This is a genomic window from Halomonas sp. SL18_1, from assembly GCF_055755715.1.
This window is the reverse complement of the sequence record NZ_JBVTRK010000001.1, coordinates 1,404,845-1,422,862: the sequence shown is the minus strand read 5'-3', so window position 1 is coordinate 1,422,862 and position 18,018 is coordinate 1,404,845. Positions and strand designations below refer to the sequence as shown.

The 18,018-nt window shown below is 66.8% G+C and carries 13 protein-coding genes and 2 pseudogenes; 9 read left to right on the top strand and 6 right to left on the bottom strand.

All coding sequences use genetic code 11. The annotated features are described in order from the left end of the window. Window positions 1-89 precede the first annotated feature (89 nt). Window positions 90-1,247: an acetylornithine deacetylase gene (gene argE, locus ACSJDS_RS07180; protein ID WP_473032667.1), complete on the top strand. Its 1,158-nt coding sequence runs from the start codon at window positions 90-92 to the stop codon at window positions 1,245-1,247. A gap of 20 nt (window positions 1,248-1,267) precedes the next feature. Further along, complete coding sequence (locus tag ACSJDS_RS07175; protein ID WP_473032666.1) at window positions 1,268-1,996, top strand: glutamine amidotransferase; 729 nt, start codon at window positions 1,268-1,270, stop codon at window positions 1,994-1,996. A 431-nt stretch (window positions 1,997-2,427) separates the two neighbouring features. Here the strand turns inward: ACSJDS_RS07175 and ACSJDS_RS07170 are convergent, their stop codons facing one another. Next, window positions 2,428-4,131, bottom strand: coding sequence for a DEAD/DEAH box helicase (locus ACSJDS_RS07170; protein ID WP_473032665.1), 1,704 nt, complete (start codon window positions 4,129-4,131; stop codon window positions 2,428-2,430). A gap of 432 nt (window positions 4,132-4,563) precedes the next feature. Between ACSJDS_RS07170 and ACSJDS_RS07165 the strand changes: the two genes are divergently transcribed. Next, a complete protein-coding gene (locus tag ACSJDS_RS07165) occupies window positions 4,564-5,016 on the top strand; it encodes a YaiI/YqxD family protein (protein ID WP_473032664.1) in 453 nt (150 codons plus the stop codon). Between the two features lie 222 nt (window positions 5,017-5,238). Here the strand turns inward: ACSJDS_RS07165 and ACSJDS_RS07160 are convergent, their stop codons facing one another. Beyond that, window positions 5,239-6,246 carry a glutathione S-transferase family protein gene (locus ACSJDS_RS07160; protein WP_473032663.1) on the bottom strand — a complete coding sequence of 336 codons (1,008 nt, stop codon included), beginning with the start codon at window positions 6,244-6,246 and terminating at the stop codon, window positions 5,239-5,241. Between the two features lie 97 nt (window positions 6,247-6,343). Continuing rightward, window positions 6,344-7,249 carry a LysR family transcriptional regulator gene (locus ACSJDS_RS07155; RefSeq protein WP_473032662.1) on the bottom strand — a complete coding sequence of 302 codons (906 nt, stop codon included), beginning with the start codon at window positions 7,247-7,249 and terminating at the stop codon, window positions 6,344-6,346. Between the two features lie 101 nt (window positions 7,250-7,350). On the opposite strand from ACSJDS_RS07155, the gene ACSJDS_RS07150 reads away from it, so the two are divergent. From ACSJDS_RS07150 to ACSJDS_RS07140, 3 genes and pseudogenes are all read left to right on the top strand, one after another. Then, a complete protein-coding gene (locus ACSJDS_RS07150; protein WP_473032661.1) occupies window positions 7,351-8,202 on the top strand; it encodes a pirin family protein in 852 nt (283 codons plus the stop codon). A 235-nt stretch (window positions 8,203-8,437) separates the two neighbouring features. Continuing rightward, window positions 8,438-10,177, top strand: a complete 1,740-nt coding sequence (locus ACSJDS_RS07145; protein ID WP_473032660.1) for a peptidoglycan DD-metalloendopeptidase family protein — start codon at window positions 8,438-8,440, stop codon at window positions 10,175-10,177. A gap of 120 nt (window positions 10,178-10,297) precedes the next feature. Continuing rightward, window positions 10,298-12,140, top strand: a pseudogene (locus ACSJDS_RS07140) (ABC transporter ATP-binding protein). Window positions 12,141-12,194: 54 nt separating this feature from the next. On the opposite strand, the gene ACSJDS_RS07135 reads toward ACSJDS_RS07140, so the two are convergent. The 3 genes from ACSJDS_RS07135 to ACSJDS_RS07125 are packed head-to-tail and all read right to left on the bottom strand — an operon-like array spanning window position 12,195 to window position 13,817. Then, on the bottom strand, window positions 12,195-12,647 hold the full coding sequence (locus ACSJDS_RS07135) for a L,D-transpeptidase family protein (RefSeq protein ID WP_473032659.1): 453 nt from the start codon (window positions 12,645-12,647) through the stop codon (window positions 12,195-12,197). 31 nt (window positions 12,648-12,678) lie between these two features. After that, on the bottom strand, window positions 12,679-13,167 hold the full coding sequence (locus ACSJDS_RS07130) for a peptidoglycan-binding protein (RefSeq protein WP_473032658.1): 489 nt from the start codon (window positions 13,165-13,167) through the stop codon (window positions 12,679-12,681). Then, a complete protein-coding gene (locus ACSJDS_RS07125) occupies window positions 13,137-13,817 on the bottom strand; it encodes a L,D-transpeptidase scaffold domain-containing protein (protein ID WP_473032657.1) in 681 nt (226 codons plus the stop codon). The genes ACSJDS_RS07130 and ACSJDS_RS07125 overlap by 31 nt, the downstream gene beginning before the upstream one ends. A 168-nt stretch (window positions 13,818-13,985) precedes the next feature. Here ACSJDS_RS07125 and ACSJDS_RS07120 point away from each other — a divergent pair, with 168 nt between their 5' ends. The 3 genes and pseudogenes from ACSJDS_RS07120 to ACSJDS_RS07110 all read left to right on the top strand — a co-directional run bounded on the left by ACSJDS_RS07120 (window position 13,986) and on the right by ACSJDS_RS07110 (window position 17,749). Then, window positions 13,986-14,717, top strand: a complete 732-nt coding sequence (locus ACSJDS_RS07120; protein WP_473032655.1) for a murein L,D-transpeptidase catalytic domain family protein — start codon at window positions 13,986-13,988, stop codon at window positions 14,715-14,717. 292 nt (window positions 14,718-15,009) lie between these two features. Further along, window positions 15,010-16,361, top strand: a pseudogene (locus ACSJDS_RS07115) (NarK family nitrate/nitrite MFS transporter). A gap of 92 nt (window positions 16,362-16,453) precedes the next feature. After that, complete coding sequence (locus ACSJDS_RS07110; protein ID WP_473032654.1) at window positions 16,454-17,749, top strand: nitrate- and nitrite sensing domain-containing protein; 1,296 nt, start codon at window positions 16,454-16,456, stop codon at window positions 17,747-17,749. The last annotated feature ends 269 nt before the right edge of the window (window positions 17,750-18,018 follow it).

Here is an 18,018-nt window from a genome sequence, read left to right as displayed (position 1 = left end):
GGACCGAGGGCTCCGGGAATGCGTTCTGCCCGGCGCATCGTGATAGGCTTCTCTCAATTCGTCGTGGGCATCATCAAGAGGAGCGCGATATGACCACCGCTACCGACATGCTCGAGTCTCTGGTGGGCTTTCCCACCGTCTCGCGCGACTCCAACCTCGACCTGATCGCCTTCGTCGAGGCCTACCTCGACCGGCACCAGGTACCGCATTGGCGCATTGAGAGCGACGACGGCAAGAAGGCCAACCTGCTGGCGCGTATCGGTCCGGACCTGGCCGGCGGGGTAGTGCTTTCCGGCCACACCGACGTGGTACCGGTGGACGGCCAGCCCTGGTCCACCACCCCCTTCCGGCTGGTCGACAAGGGCGACGGACGACTCTATGGGCGCGGCACCTGCGACATGAAGGGCTTCATCGCCTGCGCCCTGGCCGAGCTGCCGCGCTGGGTCGAGCTCGACCTGAAGACCCCGATCTGGCTGGCGCTCTCCTACGACGAGGAGGTGGGCTGCATCGGTGCGCCGCGCATGATCGAGACGCTGATGGCCGAGCATCCACTGCCCGCGGCGGTCATCGTCGGCGAACCGACCCTGATGCACCCGGTGGTGGCCCACAAGGGCGCCACCAACCTGCGCACCACCGTGACCGGGCGCGCCAGCCACTCCAGCCAGGTCAACCAGGGGGTATCGGCGATCCACGTGGCGGCGAAGTTGGTCACCTATATCGAAGCGGTGATGGCCGAGCTCCGTGCCGAGGGGCGGGTCGACGAGGCCTTCAACGTGGCGCACTCGAGCCTGCACGTGGGCAAGATCGCCGGCGGCACGGCGATCAACATCATGGCTCGGGAGTGCACCTTCGAGTGGGAGATCCGTCACCTGCCCAGCGACCGCTTCGAGGCGCTGGTCGGACGCGTCGAGGCGTATGCCCGCGAGCTGGAGGCCGAGATGCGCCAGCGCGCGCCGGAGGCCGCCATCGTCACCGAGGCGCTTAACGAAACGGTGCCGGCACTGGCCGACGACAACAACGCCGAGGTACTCGCCCTGTGCCGCGACCTGCTCGGCGAGCGCCCCTCGGGCGCGGTGGCCTATGCCACCGAGGCCGGGCAGTTTCAGCGCCAGGGGCTGCCCACGGTCATCTGCGGGCCGGGCAGCATCGCCCAGGCCCATCAGCCCGACGAGTACATCGAGATCGAACAGCTCAAGGCCGGCGAACGCTTCATGGCGGCCCTGGGCAAACGGCTGAGCCGCGACTGAACGCTGTCAAGGAGAGACCCATGCCCCGACTGTTGATCGTCAAGACCGGCGACGCCTTCCCCGAAGTCGTGGAGGCCCACGGCGACTTCGAGGCGCTGTTCCAGCGGGCGCTGGCCAGCGCCGGGTTCGAGGCCAGGGTGTTCGATGCCCGCAGCGAGCCCCTCCCCGCCCTCGATGAGATCGACGGCCTCGATATCACCGGCTCTCACAGCATGGTCAGCGACGCCGAGCCCTGGAGCGAGGCCCTCAAGCCCTGGCTGGTCGAGGCCCGGGAGCGCAACCTGCCGATGCTCGGGGTCTGCTACGGCCACCAGCTGATGGCCGCGGCCTACGGCGGGGCGAGCGGCTATCACCCGGCGGGACGCGAGTCCGGCACCCATGCCGTAACGCTCACCGAGGCCGGCCGCGAGGACGCTCTACTCGGTCAGCTGCCCGAGCGTTTCCCGGCCCAGTTGACCCACGCCCAGTCGGTGCTCCAGGCGCCTCCCGAAGCGGTGGTGCTGGCGAGCAACGGCCACGATGCCTACCAGGCGCTGCGCTACGGCCCCCGCCAGTGGAGCGTGCAGTTCCACCCGGAATTCACCCCGGCGGTGATGCGCGCCTACCTGACCCGTCAGGTCGAGTCGCTGCGCGACCAGGGCCAGGACCCCGAGGCGCTGCTCGCCGGGGTCGCCGCCACGCCCGAGGCCGGCTCACTGCTGGGTGGCTTCGCCAGGGCGGTGGCCGCCCAGCTTCGCTATCACAACTGACCCGCGGGACGACACCAGAGTGCTTCATCGTCCACGATGGGCCCACCCAGTGAAATAGGGGTACGTCACCAATTTCCTGGACATATCCGGGCGCCTGCGGCGCCTTCGTCGAAGCGTCGAACCGCCGGCAAAGCCAGCCTCCCACAGTTTTTTGGTTCTTCACACTTTAGCGTGAACATATTTAGCAGGTTTTATGGTGGGAGGCCGGCTCTGCCGGGCGAAGGCGCCGAAGGCGCCCCAATGGGTAGCGCTGCGCGCTACTTCGCGAGCTGAAGCTCCCTCCCACAGCGCCTGTTCACGCCAGTCTGCGGAGAACCAGTTTTTCCTTCACCCGGCGGAGCCGGAAAGGTCTGCCTCAGCCGAAAGCCCCGACGCCGTCAGACGGCGTCGGGGCTTTGGCGTGGCGAGCCGGGCGCTGAGCCCGGCGTCACTCAGGCGCTGGTGCGGCGGCGAATCGGCGCATCGCCATCTTCGCGGCGGCGGCGCGGGGCACGCTCGGGAGCGCCGCGATCCTCGCTGATCTCCAGCGGACGGCCGGCGACCCGGGCGCGGGCCATCTTGGCCAGGATGCTCGCCGGCAGGGAGCTCGGCAGCTCGACCACCGAGAAGGCGTTGCGGATATCGATGCGGCCGATGCGCGCGCCTTCGATCCCGCCCTCGTTGGCCAGTGCGCCGACCAGCTGGCCGGGCTTGACGCCGTCCTTGTGGCCCACGGCCACGCGATAGCGGGTCATGCCCTCGCTGGGACCGCGGTCGCGACGCGGCGGCTTGCCGTCGCGAGAGGCGCGATCATTGCGCTCCTTGCGCGGCGCCTGCAGGCGGCCGATGGGCGCTTCGTCGGCACGCGCCAGGCGAGCAAAGGCACAGGCCAGCTCGATGGGGTCGTAGCCCTCTTCGACCAGGCGCTCGACCAGGGCACGCTGCTCTTCGGCGCCGGCGGTCAGGGCGGCGATGACGCGCTGGTGGAAGACCTCGTCGCGATGGGCGCGAATGGCCGCCTCGTCGGGCACCGGCATTTCGCTCATTTTCTGACCGGTGGCCTGTTCGATCCAGCCCACCTTGCGCCCTTCACGGAAGCCGACGAAGGTGATCGAGATGCCGGTGCGCCCGGCCCGACCGGTACGGCCGATACGGTGGGTATAGGCCTCGCTGTCCTGGGGCAGGTCGTAGTTGAAGACATGGGTGATGCGCGGCACGTCGAGACCACGAGCAGCCACGTCGGTGGCGATCAGGACGTCGACCTTGCCGCGTTTGAGGCGTGTGATGGTGCGCTCGCGCAGGCTCTGGTCCAGGTCACCGGAGAGGCTCGCCACGTTCACGCCGCGGGCGGAGAGCTGTTCCATCAGGGTGGTGCAGGCGGCCCGGGTGCGCACGAAGACGATGGCGGCATCCACCGGCTCCACTTCCAGGATGCGCGACAGCGCTTCCAGCTTGGCGCCGCCATCGACGCGCACCAGGCGCTGCTCGATGTTCTCGCCGGTGGTGGTGCGCGACTCGATGGCCACCTTCACCGGATCCACCAGGTAGCGGTTGACGATGCGCTCGATCTCGGTCGGCAGGGTGGCGGAGAAGAACACCCGCTGGGCTTCCTTGGGGGTATCGGCGACCACGCGCTTGACGTCGTCGATGAAGCCCATGCGCAGCATCTCGTCGGCTTCGTCCAGCACCAGCGAGGTGAGGCCGTCGAGCTTGAGGCTGCCGCGATCCAGGTGATCGATGACCCGGCCCGGGGTGCCCACCACCACCTGGGCGCCGCGCCTGAGTGCGCTCAGCTGCTCGCGATACTCCTGGCCGCCGCACAGAGTGGCGACTTCCAGGCCCTGGAGGTTCTGGCCGTACTTGCTGAAGGAGACGGCCACCTGCTGGGCCAGCTCACGGGTCGGCGCCAGCACCAGCACCTGGGGCTCGCGGCGGGTCAGTTCGAGACGCGACAGGATCGGCAGCGCAAAGGCAGCGGTCTTGCCGGTGCCGGTCTGGGCCTGGCCCAGCATGTCACGGCCTTCCAGCAGGGCCGGAATGGTCTCGATCTGGATCGGCGAGGGGGTCTCGTAGCCCAGGGTCTCGACGGCAGAGAGAACGGCAGGCAGCAGAGCAAGATCGCCGAAGCTCGGCGAGGCGACAGGAGTCGAGGTCATCAATCACACCTTGGTAGGCCGGCAGTGGCCGGCAAATCACATTGAGGCATCCCCGACGCAATCAACAACGGTCGGGCGCGCTGCGCCTATTGCTGGCCAATGGGCCGAGGGCAGAGCGAATCACGGTATCGGGGACGCCGGTCGCACCTGGCATCCGGTTCGCGCCCTGGGGGTCAGCGAACCGCTGTGGCGACCTTTCTGCGCCGATGCCACCCGTCTGGCGGCATCTGGTGGCGCTCCATCTTCACATCTCGGACGCTGGCGGTAGATGACCGCCGGTCTCGGTGATTCGACACAGGCGCTCGGCGCCAGCGAATCGTCATGATGGGAGGGTCAGCACATGCGAGGAGCGCGCATGCTACCATCGCCCCTAGTCGCTGGCCAGCCTTTTCGGCACGCCCTTGCCTTTCCCTTCCCGCCAGGAGTATCCCCATGCCGAGTCTTTGGGTCGACGCCGACGCCTGCCCCAAGGTGGCCCGCGAGATCATCGTGCGGGCCGCCGAGCGCACCGCCACCCCCGCCTGGTTCGTGGCGAACCACAGCATTCCCCTGCCGCCGTCGAAGTGGGTGAAGTCGCTTGCGGTGAGCCACGGCTTCGACGCCGCCGACGACGAGATCGTCGACCGCATTCAGGCCGGCGACCTGCTGATCACCTCGGACCTGCCGCTGGCCATGGCGGCCATCGAGCGCGACGCGAAGGTGATGACCACCCGCGGCGAGGCGCTGGATGCCAACAACATCCGCGCCCGGGTGCGAATGCGGGATTTCATGGAGACGATGCGCGCCAGCGGCGAGCATACCGGCGGGCCGAAGGGCTACTCCGACGGCGACCGCCGCGAGTTCGCCAATGCGCTGGATCGGTGGCTGGCGAAGAACAGGCAATAACTGTCGGGCGCCTGACGGCGCCTTCGTCCAAGCGTCGAACCGCCGGCAGAGCCGGCCTCCCACATTCGGTCACCCAACCGTTGGGAGGAGCGTTGTGGGAGGGAGCTTCAGCTCGCGAAGCAGCGCGCAGCGCTGCCAAGGCAGCGGCGTCTTGGGCGCCTAGCGGCGCCGTTCGCCCGGCAAAGCCGGCCTCCCACAGAACTCCCAAGCGCTACTCGCTCCTTATTTTCCCTTCTCGCGAATCCCCTTACCCGGCAGCCGCTCGCGGTCGTGGGGGCGCTCGAGGTCGAGCACGGGGCCCCTGGGCACGATGCGCGTCGGGTTAATGGTGTCGTGGCTGTAATAGTAGTGGCGCTTGATATGGTCAAAATCCACCGTCTCCTTGATGCCCGGCCACTGATAGAGCTCGCGCAGGTAGTTCGAGAGGTTCGGGTAGTCTTCGATGCGCCGCAGGTTGCACTTGAAGTGGCCGTGGTAGACGGCATCGAAGCGTATCAGGGTGGTGAAGAGGCGGATGTCGGCCTCGGTCAGCCACTCGCCGGTCAGGTAGCGGTGTTCGGCGAGCCGCGCCTCCATGCGATCCAGCGCCTCGAAGAGCGCCACCACGTGCTTGTCGTAGACTCCCTGCCGAGTAGCGAACCCGGACTTGTAGACGCCGTTATTGATGTGATCGTAGACATCGGCGTTGACCGCATCGATGGTTTCGCGCAGATCCTCGGGATAGAAGTCCAGGCGATTACCGGCCAGCTCATCGAAGGCGCCGTTGAGCATACGCAGGATATCGGCCGACTCGTTATTGACGATGCGTCGGGTCTGCTTGTCCCACAGCACCGGCACGGTCACCCGCCCGGTATAGTCGGGGTCGGTCAGGGTGTAGAGCTCGCGATGAAAGGCTACACCGTTGATCGGGTCACCGCTGGAGCCCTCCGCCTGATCGTAGGTCCAGCCGTCACTGAGCATCAACGGACTGACGTGGGAGACGCCGATCAGGTCCTCGAGCCCCTTGAGCTTGCGCAGGATCAGGGTACGGTGCGCCCAGGGGCAGGCCAGGGCAACATAAAGATGGTAGCGATCGGCCTCGGCCGGCAGCCCCGGCTGGCCGTCGGGCCCGGGGGTTCCATCAGACGTCACCCAGTCACGCAGCTGGGCGGATTCGCGCACGAACTCACCGCCGTGCTTGTCGGTGTCATACCACTGATCATGCCACTCGCCGTCGATCAACAGGCCCATGCTACCTCCGGTTCAGAATGCGTTTCCCCCTAGAATAAGCCGATTTCATCGACGCTCAAGCGCACTTTTTCCCGAATTTCTTTCGAAAAAATCGAACTCACCCCCGAGCGCTTGCCGGGCAGGTATCGGCAACCCCCTCGCGCAGCGCCGTGGCCATGGCGTGGGTGGCCGGCCCGGCCCGGTCCCGGTCACGATAGATCAGCTGTATCGGCGCCTCGCGCAGCCCCCCGGCGCTGAGCGGCAGGGGAATCAGGGTGCCCGACTCGAGCTCAGGCTGGATACGGGTCTCCGGCAGCCAGGCGAAACCCAGCCCACGTCGCACCATATCCAGCGAGGTCTCCAGATGGCTAACGGTCCAGCGCTGCTCGGCCTTGAGCCAGCCGGCATCCATCGATTGGCGCAGCGCCGAATCGCGCACCACCAGTTGCCGATAGCGCTGCAGGTCGCGCAGGTCTAGCTCGCGCCCCAGGCCGTGCAGCGGATGCTCGGGATGCGCCACGGCGATGAAGTTGACCGTCACCAGCGGCTCCCCCAGGAAGCCCTGGGCGGCAAGCCCCGAGGCCACCAGGTCGGCCCGCCCGTCGTAGAGCATCTCGATGCCACCGTTGAGTACCGTTTCGTGCAGCTGTACCCGCACATGGGGAAAGGCGGCCGAGAACCGGCCCAGCGCCTGGGCCAGGGCATCGGAGGGAAAGATCTGATCCAGGGCCAACACCACTTCCGCCTCCAGCCCCTCGGCCAGCCGTCCGGCGACATCCTCCAACGCCTCGGCGCTCTCGATCAGCTGGCGCGCCCGGCGCAGCAGCATCTCGCCGGCCTCGGTGAGCCGCACCTGGCGGCCGACCGGCTCCAGCACCTTGACGCCCAGCTGCTCCTCGAGCTTGTGCACCGCATGGTTGAGCGTCGACGGACTCTTATGGACCGCCTCGGCGGCGCGGGCGAAGCCGCCGTGATCCACCACGGCGGCCAGCATCTGCCATTGGGCCAGGGTGACGCGTGACATTTTCGATTTCCTCGAACAGTGAGTGCAAAACTATGCGCTTAATCTTCGAAAATTCCGCTCTAAAATGCCAGTCAGATCCCTTAATTCCGAGGACGGCTACCATGACTACCTCACCGACACTGCGCCGGCTCGACCGCCGCCTGACCAGCCAGCCCAGCCAGGACGGCGACGGCGTGAAGATTCAGCGCATCCACGACTTCGGGGGCGGCCTCGACCCCTTCCTGATGCTCGACGAGCTCGGCTCCGACCGGCCCGACGACTACATCGGCGGCTTTCCGCCACACCCGCATCGCGGCATGCAGACGCTAACCTACGTGATCCACGGTGGCCTCACCCACGAGGATCACCTCGGGCACTCGAGCACCATCAATGCGGGCGACGCCCAGTGGATGCACACCGGCCGCGGCATCATTCACTCCGAGATGCCGCTCACCGACAGCCAGGGCCTGCACGGCTTCCAGATGTGGATCAACCTGGCGGCGAAGGATAAGCTGAGCCCCGCCACCTATCGCGACGTTCGCGCCAGCGAGATGCCGCACCTGACCGGGGCAGGCGCCGAGCTGATCGCCCTGGGCGGCCGCTGGCAGCCCACCGAGGGCGACGCCGTCGAGGGCCCCCTGGACGCCCTGGCCGGCCAGGCGTCCGTTGGCCACCTGCGCCTGGCAGCCGGTGGCGAGCTGACGCTGTCGGTCAACGACGAAACCCTGGTGGTCTATGCCTTCGAGGGTGAGTTGGAGATCGCCGGGGAGCGTCTGCGCGCCGGAGAGCTGGGGCGGCTCGGCAAGGGGCAGACCCTGGCACTGAGCAGCGCCGGAGGTGGCCAGGCACTGATTCTCGCCGGCACCCCGCACCGCGAGCCCATCGCCCACTACGGCCCCTTCGTGATGAACGACATGCGCGAGATCGAACAGGCCCTGAGCGACTATCGCAACGGCACCTTCATCAGTGGCTGAGCCACCCGCACGCCCCCATCGGCAGGGGGGTTGAATTTCGAACGCCGTTCGCGTTCAATGTGGAGAGATTAAGGAACAGCGTTCGACATCCAAGCCACGACCCGCAGGGCCCTAGCGGCCCCGGCGGGGCGTGGCTTCTGTATGGATATACAGACTAGGCAGGCCATACGGCATGGGGTAAGGTTCCCGTGCCTTTTTTGCTTTTTTTCATTTATTTTTAATATGGCCTTTACCCATGTTGCGAATCCTCCATTCGCTGCCCCGCACGCATAAGTTGCTGTTGTTACCGGTCGCCACCATGGTCACTGTGCTGGGCGCACACAAGATCGTCACCCTCGTTGAAGACAGTCAGCGTCAGCCGCAAACCGCCGACACCCTACTCCTTCCCCTGTCACCCGAGAGCCAACCCGGCCTACCGTCACTGAATTCCGAACGCTTCCCGGTGGCCGATGCCCTGGAGATCGCCACCCAGACCATCGACGCCACCCGTAACACCATCCCGCTTTCCCAGCTCCGCCCCACCGAGATCGTCGATCTTGGCGAGCGCAAAGACACCGCTGGCGCCGGCACCACCCCGCCGGCCACTCTGGCCGCCGCGCCGCTTGGCGCCTCCTCAGCGCAGGATGCCACCATCGTCGAGCCCGACGCCTCCGACGCGCTGCTCGATCCCGGGGCCCTGCACATGGCGGTAGTGCTCGGCACCCTCAGCGGTGGCCTGCTGGATGCGGAACCGGCCGACGAGGCGCTTCTCGCCGATGCCACCTCCTACGAGGACATTCCGGACGAAGAGCTCGGCCTGTTCGACGATGGCCCCATCGTCTTCGAGCAGGAGCTCGCCACCGCCGAGCCCTTCGTGCCGGAGTGGGAAACCTACACCGTAGAGTCCGGCGACACCTTCGCCGTTTTGGCACAGAACCGGCTCGGGCTGGGCTACAGCGAAGCCATGCGGCTGCTAGACAGCCTGCCCGACCAGCGCTTGCTGACCCACTGGCGGGTGGGCAACCAGTTCGAGTATCAGCTCGATGAAACCGGCCGCCTGCTGACACTTCAGGTGATGAAGAACGCCCGGGAGGGCGTGCGGGTCAAGCGCGACGAGGAGCAGTTCGAGGTGGCCAGCATCGAGCGCGCCGGGGAAGCCACCCAGCGGCTGTTCGCCGGCAGCGTCAGCGGCAGCTTCGCCCGTTCGGCCCAGGCCACAGGCCTGTCCAGCACCGAGATCGCCCAGGTCTCCCGTCTGCTGGAGAAGAAACTCGACTTTCGCCGCGACACCCGTCGCGGCGACCAGTTTCAGGTGCTGATCGAGTCCGACATCATCGACGGTCAGAGCTTCGATGCCCGGGTGCTGGCGATCCAGTACGAGGGCGAGCGCATGAACCTGACCGTGGTGCGCAACAGCGCCGACAACAACTTCTACACCCCCGAAGGCGAAAGCCTCGACCCCGCCTTCGCCCGCTACCCCTTCGAGGGCAGCTACCGCATCAGCTCGCCGTTCAACCCGCGTCGCAAGCACCCGGTCACCGGCCGAGTGAGTCCTCACCGTGGCACCGACTTCGCCATGCCCATCGGCACCCCGATCACCGCCCCGGCAGACGGCCGTGTGGAGAAGGTCGCCAACCATCCGGTGGCCGGCCGCTACGTGGTCATCCGCCACGACAACGGCTACCAGACCCGCTACCTGCACCTGTCGCGGCCGCTGGTCAGCCGTGGCGACCGGGTCGAGATGGGCGAGCGCATCGCGCTGTCCGGCAATACCGGCCGCAGCACCGGCCCGCACCTGCACTACGAGGTACTGGTCAGCAATAACCAGGTCAATCCGATGACCGTGGACCTACCGGAGAATACCAGCCTCTCCGGCGAGAAGCTGATGGCCTTCCAGCGCGAGGCCAAGCCGCTGCTAGCGGTTCTGGAGAGCGGCGAAACCGGGCCGGTGGTGGCCAGCACCGCCGAGCGTTCGGACGACGACGACGAGGGCTGACTCCACCGTTCGCCCTCGCCTGCCGACGCCCCGCTCGCCAGCGGGGCGTCGGCGTGTTCGCCCCCTGGCCCGCTCGCGCCTTGCTCATCGCCTCGGAGAGACCGTTTGTCCTCGCCCCACATGCGCCGCGCCATCCCCAAGCCACCGCCTGACGGCAACCGCCTGAGCGCCTTCTTCGGCGTGTTCCGCTACAGCCGGCGGGCGCTATCCCTGGTGTGGCAGACCTCGCGGCCGCTGACCGTGGGGCTGGCGATCTGCACCCTGGTGGCCGGGGTGCTGCCGGCGGTGGCGGCATGGATCGGCCAGTTGATCGTCGACTCAGTGGTCGATGCCATGGCCCACCACCGCGAGACCGGCGAGGTCGACTGGTGGTCGGTGCTGCGCTACGTGCTGGCCGAGGCCGGGGTGATCGCACTGATCGCCATGGCCCAGCGCGGCCTCTCGGCCCAGCAGTCGCTGCTGCGCGCCCTGCTCGGCCAGAAGGTCAACGTGATGATCCTCGAAAAGGCCGGCACCCTGACGTTGGCGCAGTTCGAGGATTCGGAGTTCTACGACAAGCTGACCCGGGCTCGCCGCGAGGCGTCGATTCGCCCGCTGGGGCTGGTCAACAAGACCTTCGGCCTCGCCCAGAACGGCATCTCGCTGGTCAGCTTCGGCGTGCTGCTGGTGCAGTTCTCGCCCTGGGCGCTGCTGATCCTGGTGATCGGCGCCCTGCCGGTGTTTCTCTCCGAGGCCAAGTTCTCCGGCGACGCCTTCCGGCTGTTCCGCTGGCGCTCGCCCCAGACCCGCATGCAGATGTACCTGGAGACGGTGCTGGCGCGGGAGGACAGCATCAAGGAGGTCAAGCTGTTCGGCCTGGAGCCGCTGCTGCTGGGCCGCTACCGCGACATCTTCGAGACCCTCTACGCCGAGGATCGGCGACTGACGATTCGCCGCGAGACCTGGGGCTTTCTGCTCGGTTTGCTGGGCACCCTGGCCTTCTACGGCGCCTACGCCTGGGTGGTCGCGGAGACGGTGACCGGCCAGCTCACCCTGGGCGAGATGACCATGTACCTGATGGTCTTCAAGCAGGGCCAGTCGGCGCTGTCGGCGAGCCTCACCGCCATCAGCGGCATGTACGAGGACAACCTCTACCTCTCCAACCTCTACGAGTACCTGGAGCAGCCGGTAGCCCCACAGCAGGGCACCCTGACCCAGGGCAGCGTCCCCGGCGACGGCATTCGCTTCGAGCACGTCGGCTTCACCTACCCCGGCGCCGAGACGCCGGCGCTGGCCGACATCTCGCTGCATCTCAAGCCCGGCGAGAGCCTCGCCCTGGTGGGGGCCAACGGCTCGGGCAAGACCACCCTGATCAAGCTGCTCACCCGGCTCTATGAACCCACCGATGGGCGCATCCTGCTCGACGGCAGCGACCTGCGCGACTGGGATATCCAGACCCTGCGCCGGCGCGTCGGGGTGATCTTTCAGGACTTCGTGCGCTATCAGATGAAGGTGGGGAAAATCTCGGCGCCGGCGACGTGGCCGCCTTCGAGGATGAGGTGCGCTGGCAGGAAGCGGCCCGCCGCGGCCTGGCCGAGGACTTCATCGCCGACATGCCGGGGGCTACCACACCCAGCTGGGGCGCTGGTTCAAGGGTGGTCAGGAGCTCTCCGGTGGGCAGTGGCAGAAGATCGCGCTGTCCCGAGCCTACATGCGCGAGAGCGCCGACATCCTGGTGCTCGACGAGCCCACCGCGGCCATGGACGCCGCCGCCGAGGCCGCGGTGTTCGCCGACTTCCGCGAACACAGCCGCGACAAGATGACCATCCTGATCTCCCACCGGTTCTCCACGGTGCGCGCCGCCGAGCTGATCCTGGTGATCGACGGCGGGCGCATCATCGAGCGCGGCGACCATGCCAGCCTGATGGCGCTCAACGGCCGCTACGCGCGGCTGTTCCGACTCCAGGCCAGGGGCTACCAGTAGGGCCGGGGCAGGATCCGCTCGCCGCTCTCTCCCTGACGCCCCCTCGCGCGCCCCTCAGAGCACCAAGGGCCGGTCCAGCGCCTCGAGCAGGGCCGCGTCGCGCTCGTAGATGTCAGGCCGAAAGGCCAGCTCGCCATCCTCGTCGGGGTGGACCGTCCAGTAGTGCAGAATCACCGGGACCGGCTCGGCCAGCGACACGTTGCGGGTACGGCCGGTCTCGATCAGCGCATTGATATCCCGGGCGCTGTCGGTATCGTCGAACAGCAGCTGGGCAAACTCCCGCACCCCTTCCACCCGGATACAGCCGGAGCTGAAGGCGCGCTGATCACGATCGAAGAGGTACTGCGCGGGGGTGTCGTGGAGATAGACCAGGTGATCGTTGGGAAAGCGGATCGCTACCTTGCCCAGGGCATTGTGCGGACCCGGCGCTTGGCGCAGCACGACATTGCCGGGGTTGTCCCAGTCCACCTCCCAGGGATCGAGCGGCTGGCCCGAGGGGCTGAGCACCTGGATACGCTCGCGCCACAGGTAGCCGAGGTCACGACGTATCTCGGCAGCACGTCATTGCGCCGGATGGTGGGGGGATCGTCCAGCTGGGGTTGACGGTCATGTGCGTGATCTCGGAGCGCAGCGACGGGGTGCGTCGATAGGGGCGTCCCACCACGATGCGCGAGCGCCATACCTCGCCGCTGGGGCGAAAATAGCGCAGCTGGTAGCCGGCGATATCCACCAGCACGAAGGACTCCGGCAGGCCGTGAAGCAGCCAGCGGGCGCGCTCCAGGTTGACGCGAATCTGGTCGATGCGCGCCTCCACCGGCACGTTCAGCGCGCGGCGTGTCTGCGGGCCAACCAGACCGTCCACCTCCAGCAGGTGGCGGCGCTGAAAGCGGCGTACCGCAGCCTCCAGGGTGGCATCGAAGCGCCGCGGATCGGGCGTCTCGAGCATCGCCCCCGGAAAGGCGTCGGCGTCGGCGGCCATCACTTCCAGCTCACCGATCACCGCCAGCCGCAAGCGCAGCAGCGCCACCGCATCATCCACATCGCCCGGACGCAGCACGCGGGGCGCGTCAGGAAGGGGCTCCCAGCCCCCCAGCCGCTCGATGTTGCGATAGCGGGCCAGCCCCGCACGCAGCCGCTCGTAGGGGCGTAGGAGGGGCGCGCCTCGGCGAAGGCCTGCTCGAAGCGTTGCCCCTCGATGGCCCGGGCGATGGCTGCCGGGTCGCGGGCAGGCGCCTCGACCGGCACCTCCCAGTGGGTATCGAGCTCTCGCGGGTCAACCTTGCCCCGCTGCAGATGCTCCAGCGCGGTCATCAGCACCCGGGTAGCATGCAGATCGAAACGCGCCAGTTCCCAGACCTCCCCGGAGGCACCGGCCTGGCGATGCCCGGCCACCAGCGCGTCGGGCCGATAGTCTTCGGGCCTTAGCCCATCGCCATCCAGGGTGTGCAGCGCAGCGGCGAAGGCCGCCACGGTCTCGCGGTCGCGCCACGCTGGGCGATGGTCGCGCAGCGCATAGAACGCCTGCAGCTCGCCGTCGGCGTCTTGCGCCAGGTGCTCGATCTGGACCGCAAGCGGCGCTTCCGCCCGATCGCCGGCCGCGGGGGAGTCGCCCAGCACGGCGCCCGACATACCCAGCAGCACGGCCAGCACACTCCCCATGGCGAGAATTGCCCGCATATTCGCCTCCTGCTTCGTTGATGGCTCAACTGGCCTTCCCGGCCCTCGCCCTCATAATAGAGGCTGCTACGGGGCCACAGGGAAGCCGGCCCCGTTTCGTGTGTCCGGGACATGCCGGCAACGGCTCTGCACGACATGGCCCGATGATTCGACCACCTCAGGTTGCCCATGACTCGATCACGACCGTCTTCTCCCGTCGCCTGCGCCACCCTGGCCGGCTCCCTGCTGCTCGCTTCCCTCCCGCTCCAGGCCGGCGATTTCGTGGCCCAGATGCTGCCTCACGAACAGCTGACCCGTCACACCTTGGACCACACCCTGACGCGCCTGGCTCCCGACGCCAACCCCGAGGTACTGACGCATGCCGCCAGCGCCCTGGCCTGCGCCGACCCGGAGGCCGAGCGTCTGGCGGTCATCGATTTTTCGCTGCCCTCCACCGAGCCGCGCCTGTGGGTCTTCGACCTGGCCGAAGAGCGGTTGATGTTCGAGGAGCTGGTGTCCCACGGCCAGGGCACCGGGGATGCCATGGCCGAAACCTTCTCCAACGTGCAGGGAAGCCACCAGTCGAGCCTGGGGCTGTTTCGCACCCTGAACAGCTACTACGGGCGCAACGGCTATTCGCTGCGCTTGGAGGGGCTGGAGCCGGGCATCAATGACCTGGCCTACCAGCGCGCCATCGTGATTCACGGCGCCGACTACGTCAGCGACGCCTTCATTCGCCAGACCGGCCGACTGGGGCGCAGCCAGGGCTGCCCCGCGGTGCGCCAGGAAGTGACCTATCCGCTGATCGACAGCCTCAAGGAGGACCACTACCTGTTCGCCTACTTCCCCGACTCCGAGTGGCTGGAAAGCTCCGCCTTCCTGTCCTGCGAGCGCGACGACTACCAGCTGGCCATGCACTGAGCCGCAGCGCTCACCGCAGCAGGCACCAGAATCGGGCGTCAGCGTACCGCACTGCACCATCGGAATGCCCATGCCCCCTTAACGACGGGCCGCCTGGCAAAGGCGGCCCGCTTTTCTCACCAACCCCATGAAAAAAAAGAAAAACCTGGAAGTGGCAACTCATTTGCTTAACACAGGTCAAGATTTGGTGGACGTGGACCAGGCTCCGTGGAGCACGAGTGCGTCGAACCTGACCTTCAACGTCGAAGGGCTCGTTTGTTAACGCGACTGAACTGCTCCGCGAGGTAGCGCCATGGACATTCTCAACAAGGCCAACAGGATCCGCCTGCTGGACGTCACCACTCCCCAGATGCGTGCGTTCCACTTCTCCTGGTTCGCTTTTCATATCTGTTTCTTCGGCTGGTTCGGCATCGCCCCGCTGATGGCGGTGGTCCGCGAAGACCTCAGCCTGACCCAGACCCAGATCGGCAACACCATCATCGCCTCGGTGCTGATCACCGTGATCGTGCGCCTGGCCATCGGCGTGCTCTGCGACCGCATCGGGCCGCGCAAGACCTATACCGGCCTGCTGCTGCTCGGCTCGATCCCGGTAATGGGCATCGGTTTCGCCAACAGCTTCGAGACCTTCCTGCTGGCCCGCCTGGCCATCGGTGCCATTGGCGCCGCCTTCGTGATCACCCAGTACCACACCACCATGATGTTCGCCCCCAACGTGGTGGGTACTGCCAACGCCACCAGCGCCGGCTGGGGCAACCTGGGCGGCGGCACCACCCAGATCCTGATGCCGCTGATTTTCTCCGGGATCCTGATGCTCGGGGTCAGCGAGACCCTGGGCTGGCGGCTGGCCATGGTGGTGCCCGGGGTGGTGATGTTCATTACCGGCATCGGCTACTGGCTGTTCACCCAGGACGCCCCCAACGGCAACTTCGACGAGCTGCGGGCCCGGGCGAGCTGCCGCCCGCCAGCGGCGAGAACGGCGCGGGCCAGAGCTTCATGGCCGCCGCCAAGGATATCCGCGTCTGGGCGCTGTTCGTGGTCTACGCCATCTGCTTCGGCGTCGAGCTCACCATCAACAACATCGCCGCCATCTACTTCTTCGACCACTTCGATCTGACGCTGGCCACCGCCGGGATGATCGCCGGCCTGTTCGGGCTGATGAACGTCTTCGCCCGCACCCTGGGCGGCATCTTCTCCGATCTGTTCGCCAGGAACGGCGGCCTGAAGGGGCGAGTGCGCTGGCTCTTCATCGCCCTGATCTGCGAGGGCATCGCCCTGGTGGCCTTCTCGCAGATGCACGTGCTCTCCTATGCCATCGGCATCATGCTGGTCTTCAGCCTGTTCGTGCAGATGGCCGAGGGGGCCACCTACGGCGTGGTGCCCTTCATCAACAAGAAGGCCCTAGGCGCCGTGGCGGGTATCGTCGGGGCCGGCGGCAACGTGGGGGCGGTGGCCGCGGCCTTCCTGTTCCGCTCCGAGGCCATCACCTACCAGCAGGGGCTCTTCTACCTGGGGCTGATCGTGCTGGTGCTGGCCTCCTGCGCGCTGCTGGTGCGCTTCTCGGACGAGACCGAGGCCGAGGAAGCCAAGGCCTACCGGGACGCCGTGGGCGAGGAGACCGGTGCCGGCGCCCTGTCGCTGCGCTGAGTGCAAGCACCGCGGCGGCTGGCTGCCGCGGCACATGCCCAACAGACCGCCGCCCCGGAGGCGGCGGTCATCGTGTCTGCATGAGGTGAACCATGACACCTGCCGAACGCCTGCTAGTGGCAGCCAAGCGCTGCGAAATCGCGGATCTCGAACATCTCACCGCCGCCTGCGACATCGTCGGCGACGTCAGCCGCTTCGTTCATGCCCTGCAAAAGGAGCGTGGCGCCTCGAACGTCTACCTGGCCTCTCGGGGACAACGCTTTGCAGAACGACGTCGCGAGCGCATCGAAGAGAGCCTGGAGAACGAAAGTGCGCTACGCCTGCGCCTTGACGCACTTGGCACTACCGCCGGGCGCCCTGCCACCACCGCCCGGCTGCTAAGGCGCGTCGCCTGCGTCTGGCACGCCCTCGATAGCCTGACGGCGCTGCGTAGCGAGATCGAAGCCCTCGACACCGGCCCCGACGCCGCCACCCTGGCCTATAACCAGCTGATCAGCGCACTGCTTTCCGTGGTGTTCGAGGTTGCCGATACAGCCATCGATCCCGAGGTCACACTGGCCCTGGTCGCCATCTTTCATCTCATGCAGGGCAAGGAACTGGCCGGCCAGGAGCGCGCCTGTGGCGCCGCCGGCTTCACCACCAGCCGCTTCGACGAGAGCCACCGCCAGCTGCTGGTACAACTCATCGAAGACCAGCAGCGCTGCTTCGATATCTGCCTGGAATTCACCAGCGAGCAAGGACGTCGGCAGTGGCAGCAGGAGATGCCGGCGCGGACCCTGTCCGGTATCCAGCAGCTGCGTGAAATGGCCTGTAACGATATTTTGTTGGCGCAAGGCACCAGCCCCCTGGGGGAAACCTGGTACGAGCTGACCACCCGACGCATCGACGCCATCCAGCGCGTGGAAGCCTATCTGATCGAAGAGCTCTCGACCCTGTGCCTGGCCAAGACCGTCGAAGCACGCCGCAACCTGGCGCACCAGGGCGACTTGCAGGCTGAGCTGAACGACGAGGCCCCGGGCGTCTGCCAGCAGCTCGTGGAGCTTTTTGACAGCTGTGCCAGCCAAGAGCTGGGGGAAGTGACCGCGCGCATCGTGGGGTCATCGCTGAACCGATCGCTGGTGGGGCTGATGCGCGCCCAGTCGGGGCGCCTGCAGGCACTCAGCGACGAGTTGGAAAATACCCGGCGCGCGTTGCGTGAGCGCAAGCTGGTCGAACGCGCCAAGGGCCTGATCATGGCGCATCAGCAAATGACCGAGGAGCAGGCCTATACCTTCCTGCGCAAGTTGGCCATGGACCAGAGCAAGAGCATGAGCGAGATTGCGCAGTCCGTGCTAGGACTGGCCGATATCCTGAAATCCTCAGCCAAGGAAACCGGCGATACCGGCTAGCTGCGTTTTGGTGCGCCGCACAACCGGCCTGCACCGTTGCGCCCCCCTACCTGGCCAAGCAATAGTTGATTGACATCACACGAACAAATGCAGACACCTGTTTTATTTAATATATTTTAGAGAAAGCCGCCATATGGCACCCAAGCTGCAAGGTAGATTCGTCCGCTGAGTCAACGACGGTTCAGCGCTTCCATGCAGCATCAGGACCAGGCAACGGCGTCTGCCCAGGTTCCCGTGACATCGTCACGCGAATCGGGGCAGGCGCCGTC

Excerpts from the sequence above, each read along its gene's own strand:
- argE (WP_473032667.1), top strand. The coding sequence starts at position 90 with ATGACCACCGCTACCGACATGCTCGAGTCTCTGGTGGGCTTTCCCACC.
- ACSJDS_RS07175 (WP_473032666.1), top strand. The coding sequence starts at position 1,268 with ATGCCCCGACTGTTGATCGTCAAGACCGGCGACGCCTTCCCCGAAGTC.
- ACSJDS_RS07170 (WP_473032665.1), bottom strand. The coding sequence starts at position 4,131 with ATGACCTCGACTCCTGTCGCCTCGCCGAGCTTCGGCGATCTTGCTCTG.
- ACSJDS_RS07165 (WP_473032664.1), top strand. The coding sequence starts at position 4,564 with ATGCCGAGTCTTTGGGTCGACGCCGACGCCTGCCCCAAGGTGGCCCGC.
- ACSJDS_RS07160 (WP_473032663.1), bottom strand. The coding sequence starts at position 6,246 with ATGGGCCTGTTGATCGACGGCGAGTGGCATGATCAGTGGTATGACACC.
- ACSJDS_RS07155 (WP_473032662.1), bottom strand. The coding sequence starts at position 7,249 with ATGTCACGCGTCACCCTGGCCCAATGGCAGATGCTGGCCGCCGTGGTG.
- ACSJDS_RS07150 (WP_473032661.1), top strand. The coding sequence starts at position 7,351 with ATGACTACCTCACCGACACTGCGCCGGCTCGACCGCCGCCTGACCAGC.
- ACSJDS_RS07145 (WP_473032660.1), top strand. The coding sequence starts at position 8,438 with ATGTTGCGAATCCTCCATTCGCTGCCCCGCACGCATAAGTTGCTGTTG.
- ACSJDS_RS07125 (WP_473032657.1), bottom strand. The coding sequence starts at position 13,817 with ATGCGGGCAATTCTCGCCATGGGGAGTGTGCTGGCCGTGCTGCTGGGT.
- ACSJDS_RS07120 (WP_473032655.1), top strand. The coding sequence starts at position 13,986 with ATGACTCGATCACGACCGTCTTCTCCCGTCGCCTGCGCCACCCTGGCC.
- ACSJDS_RS07110 (WP_473032654.1), top strand. The coding sequence starts at position 16,454 with ATGACACCTGCCGAACGCCTGCTAGTGGCAGCCAAGCGCTGCGAAATC.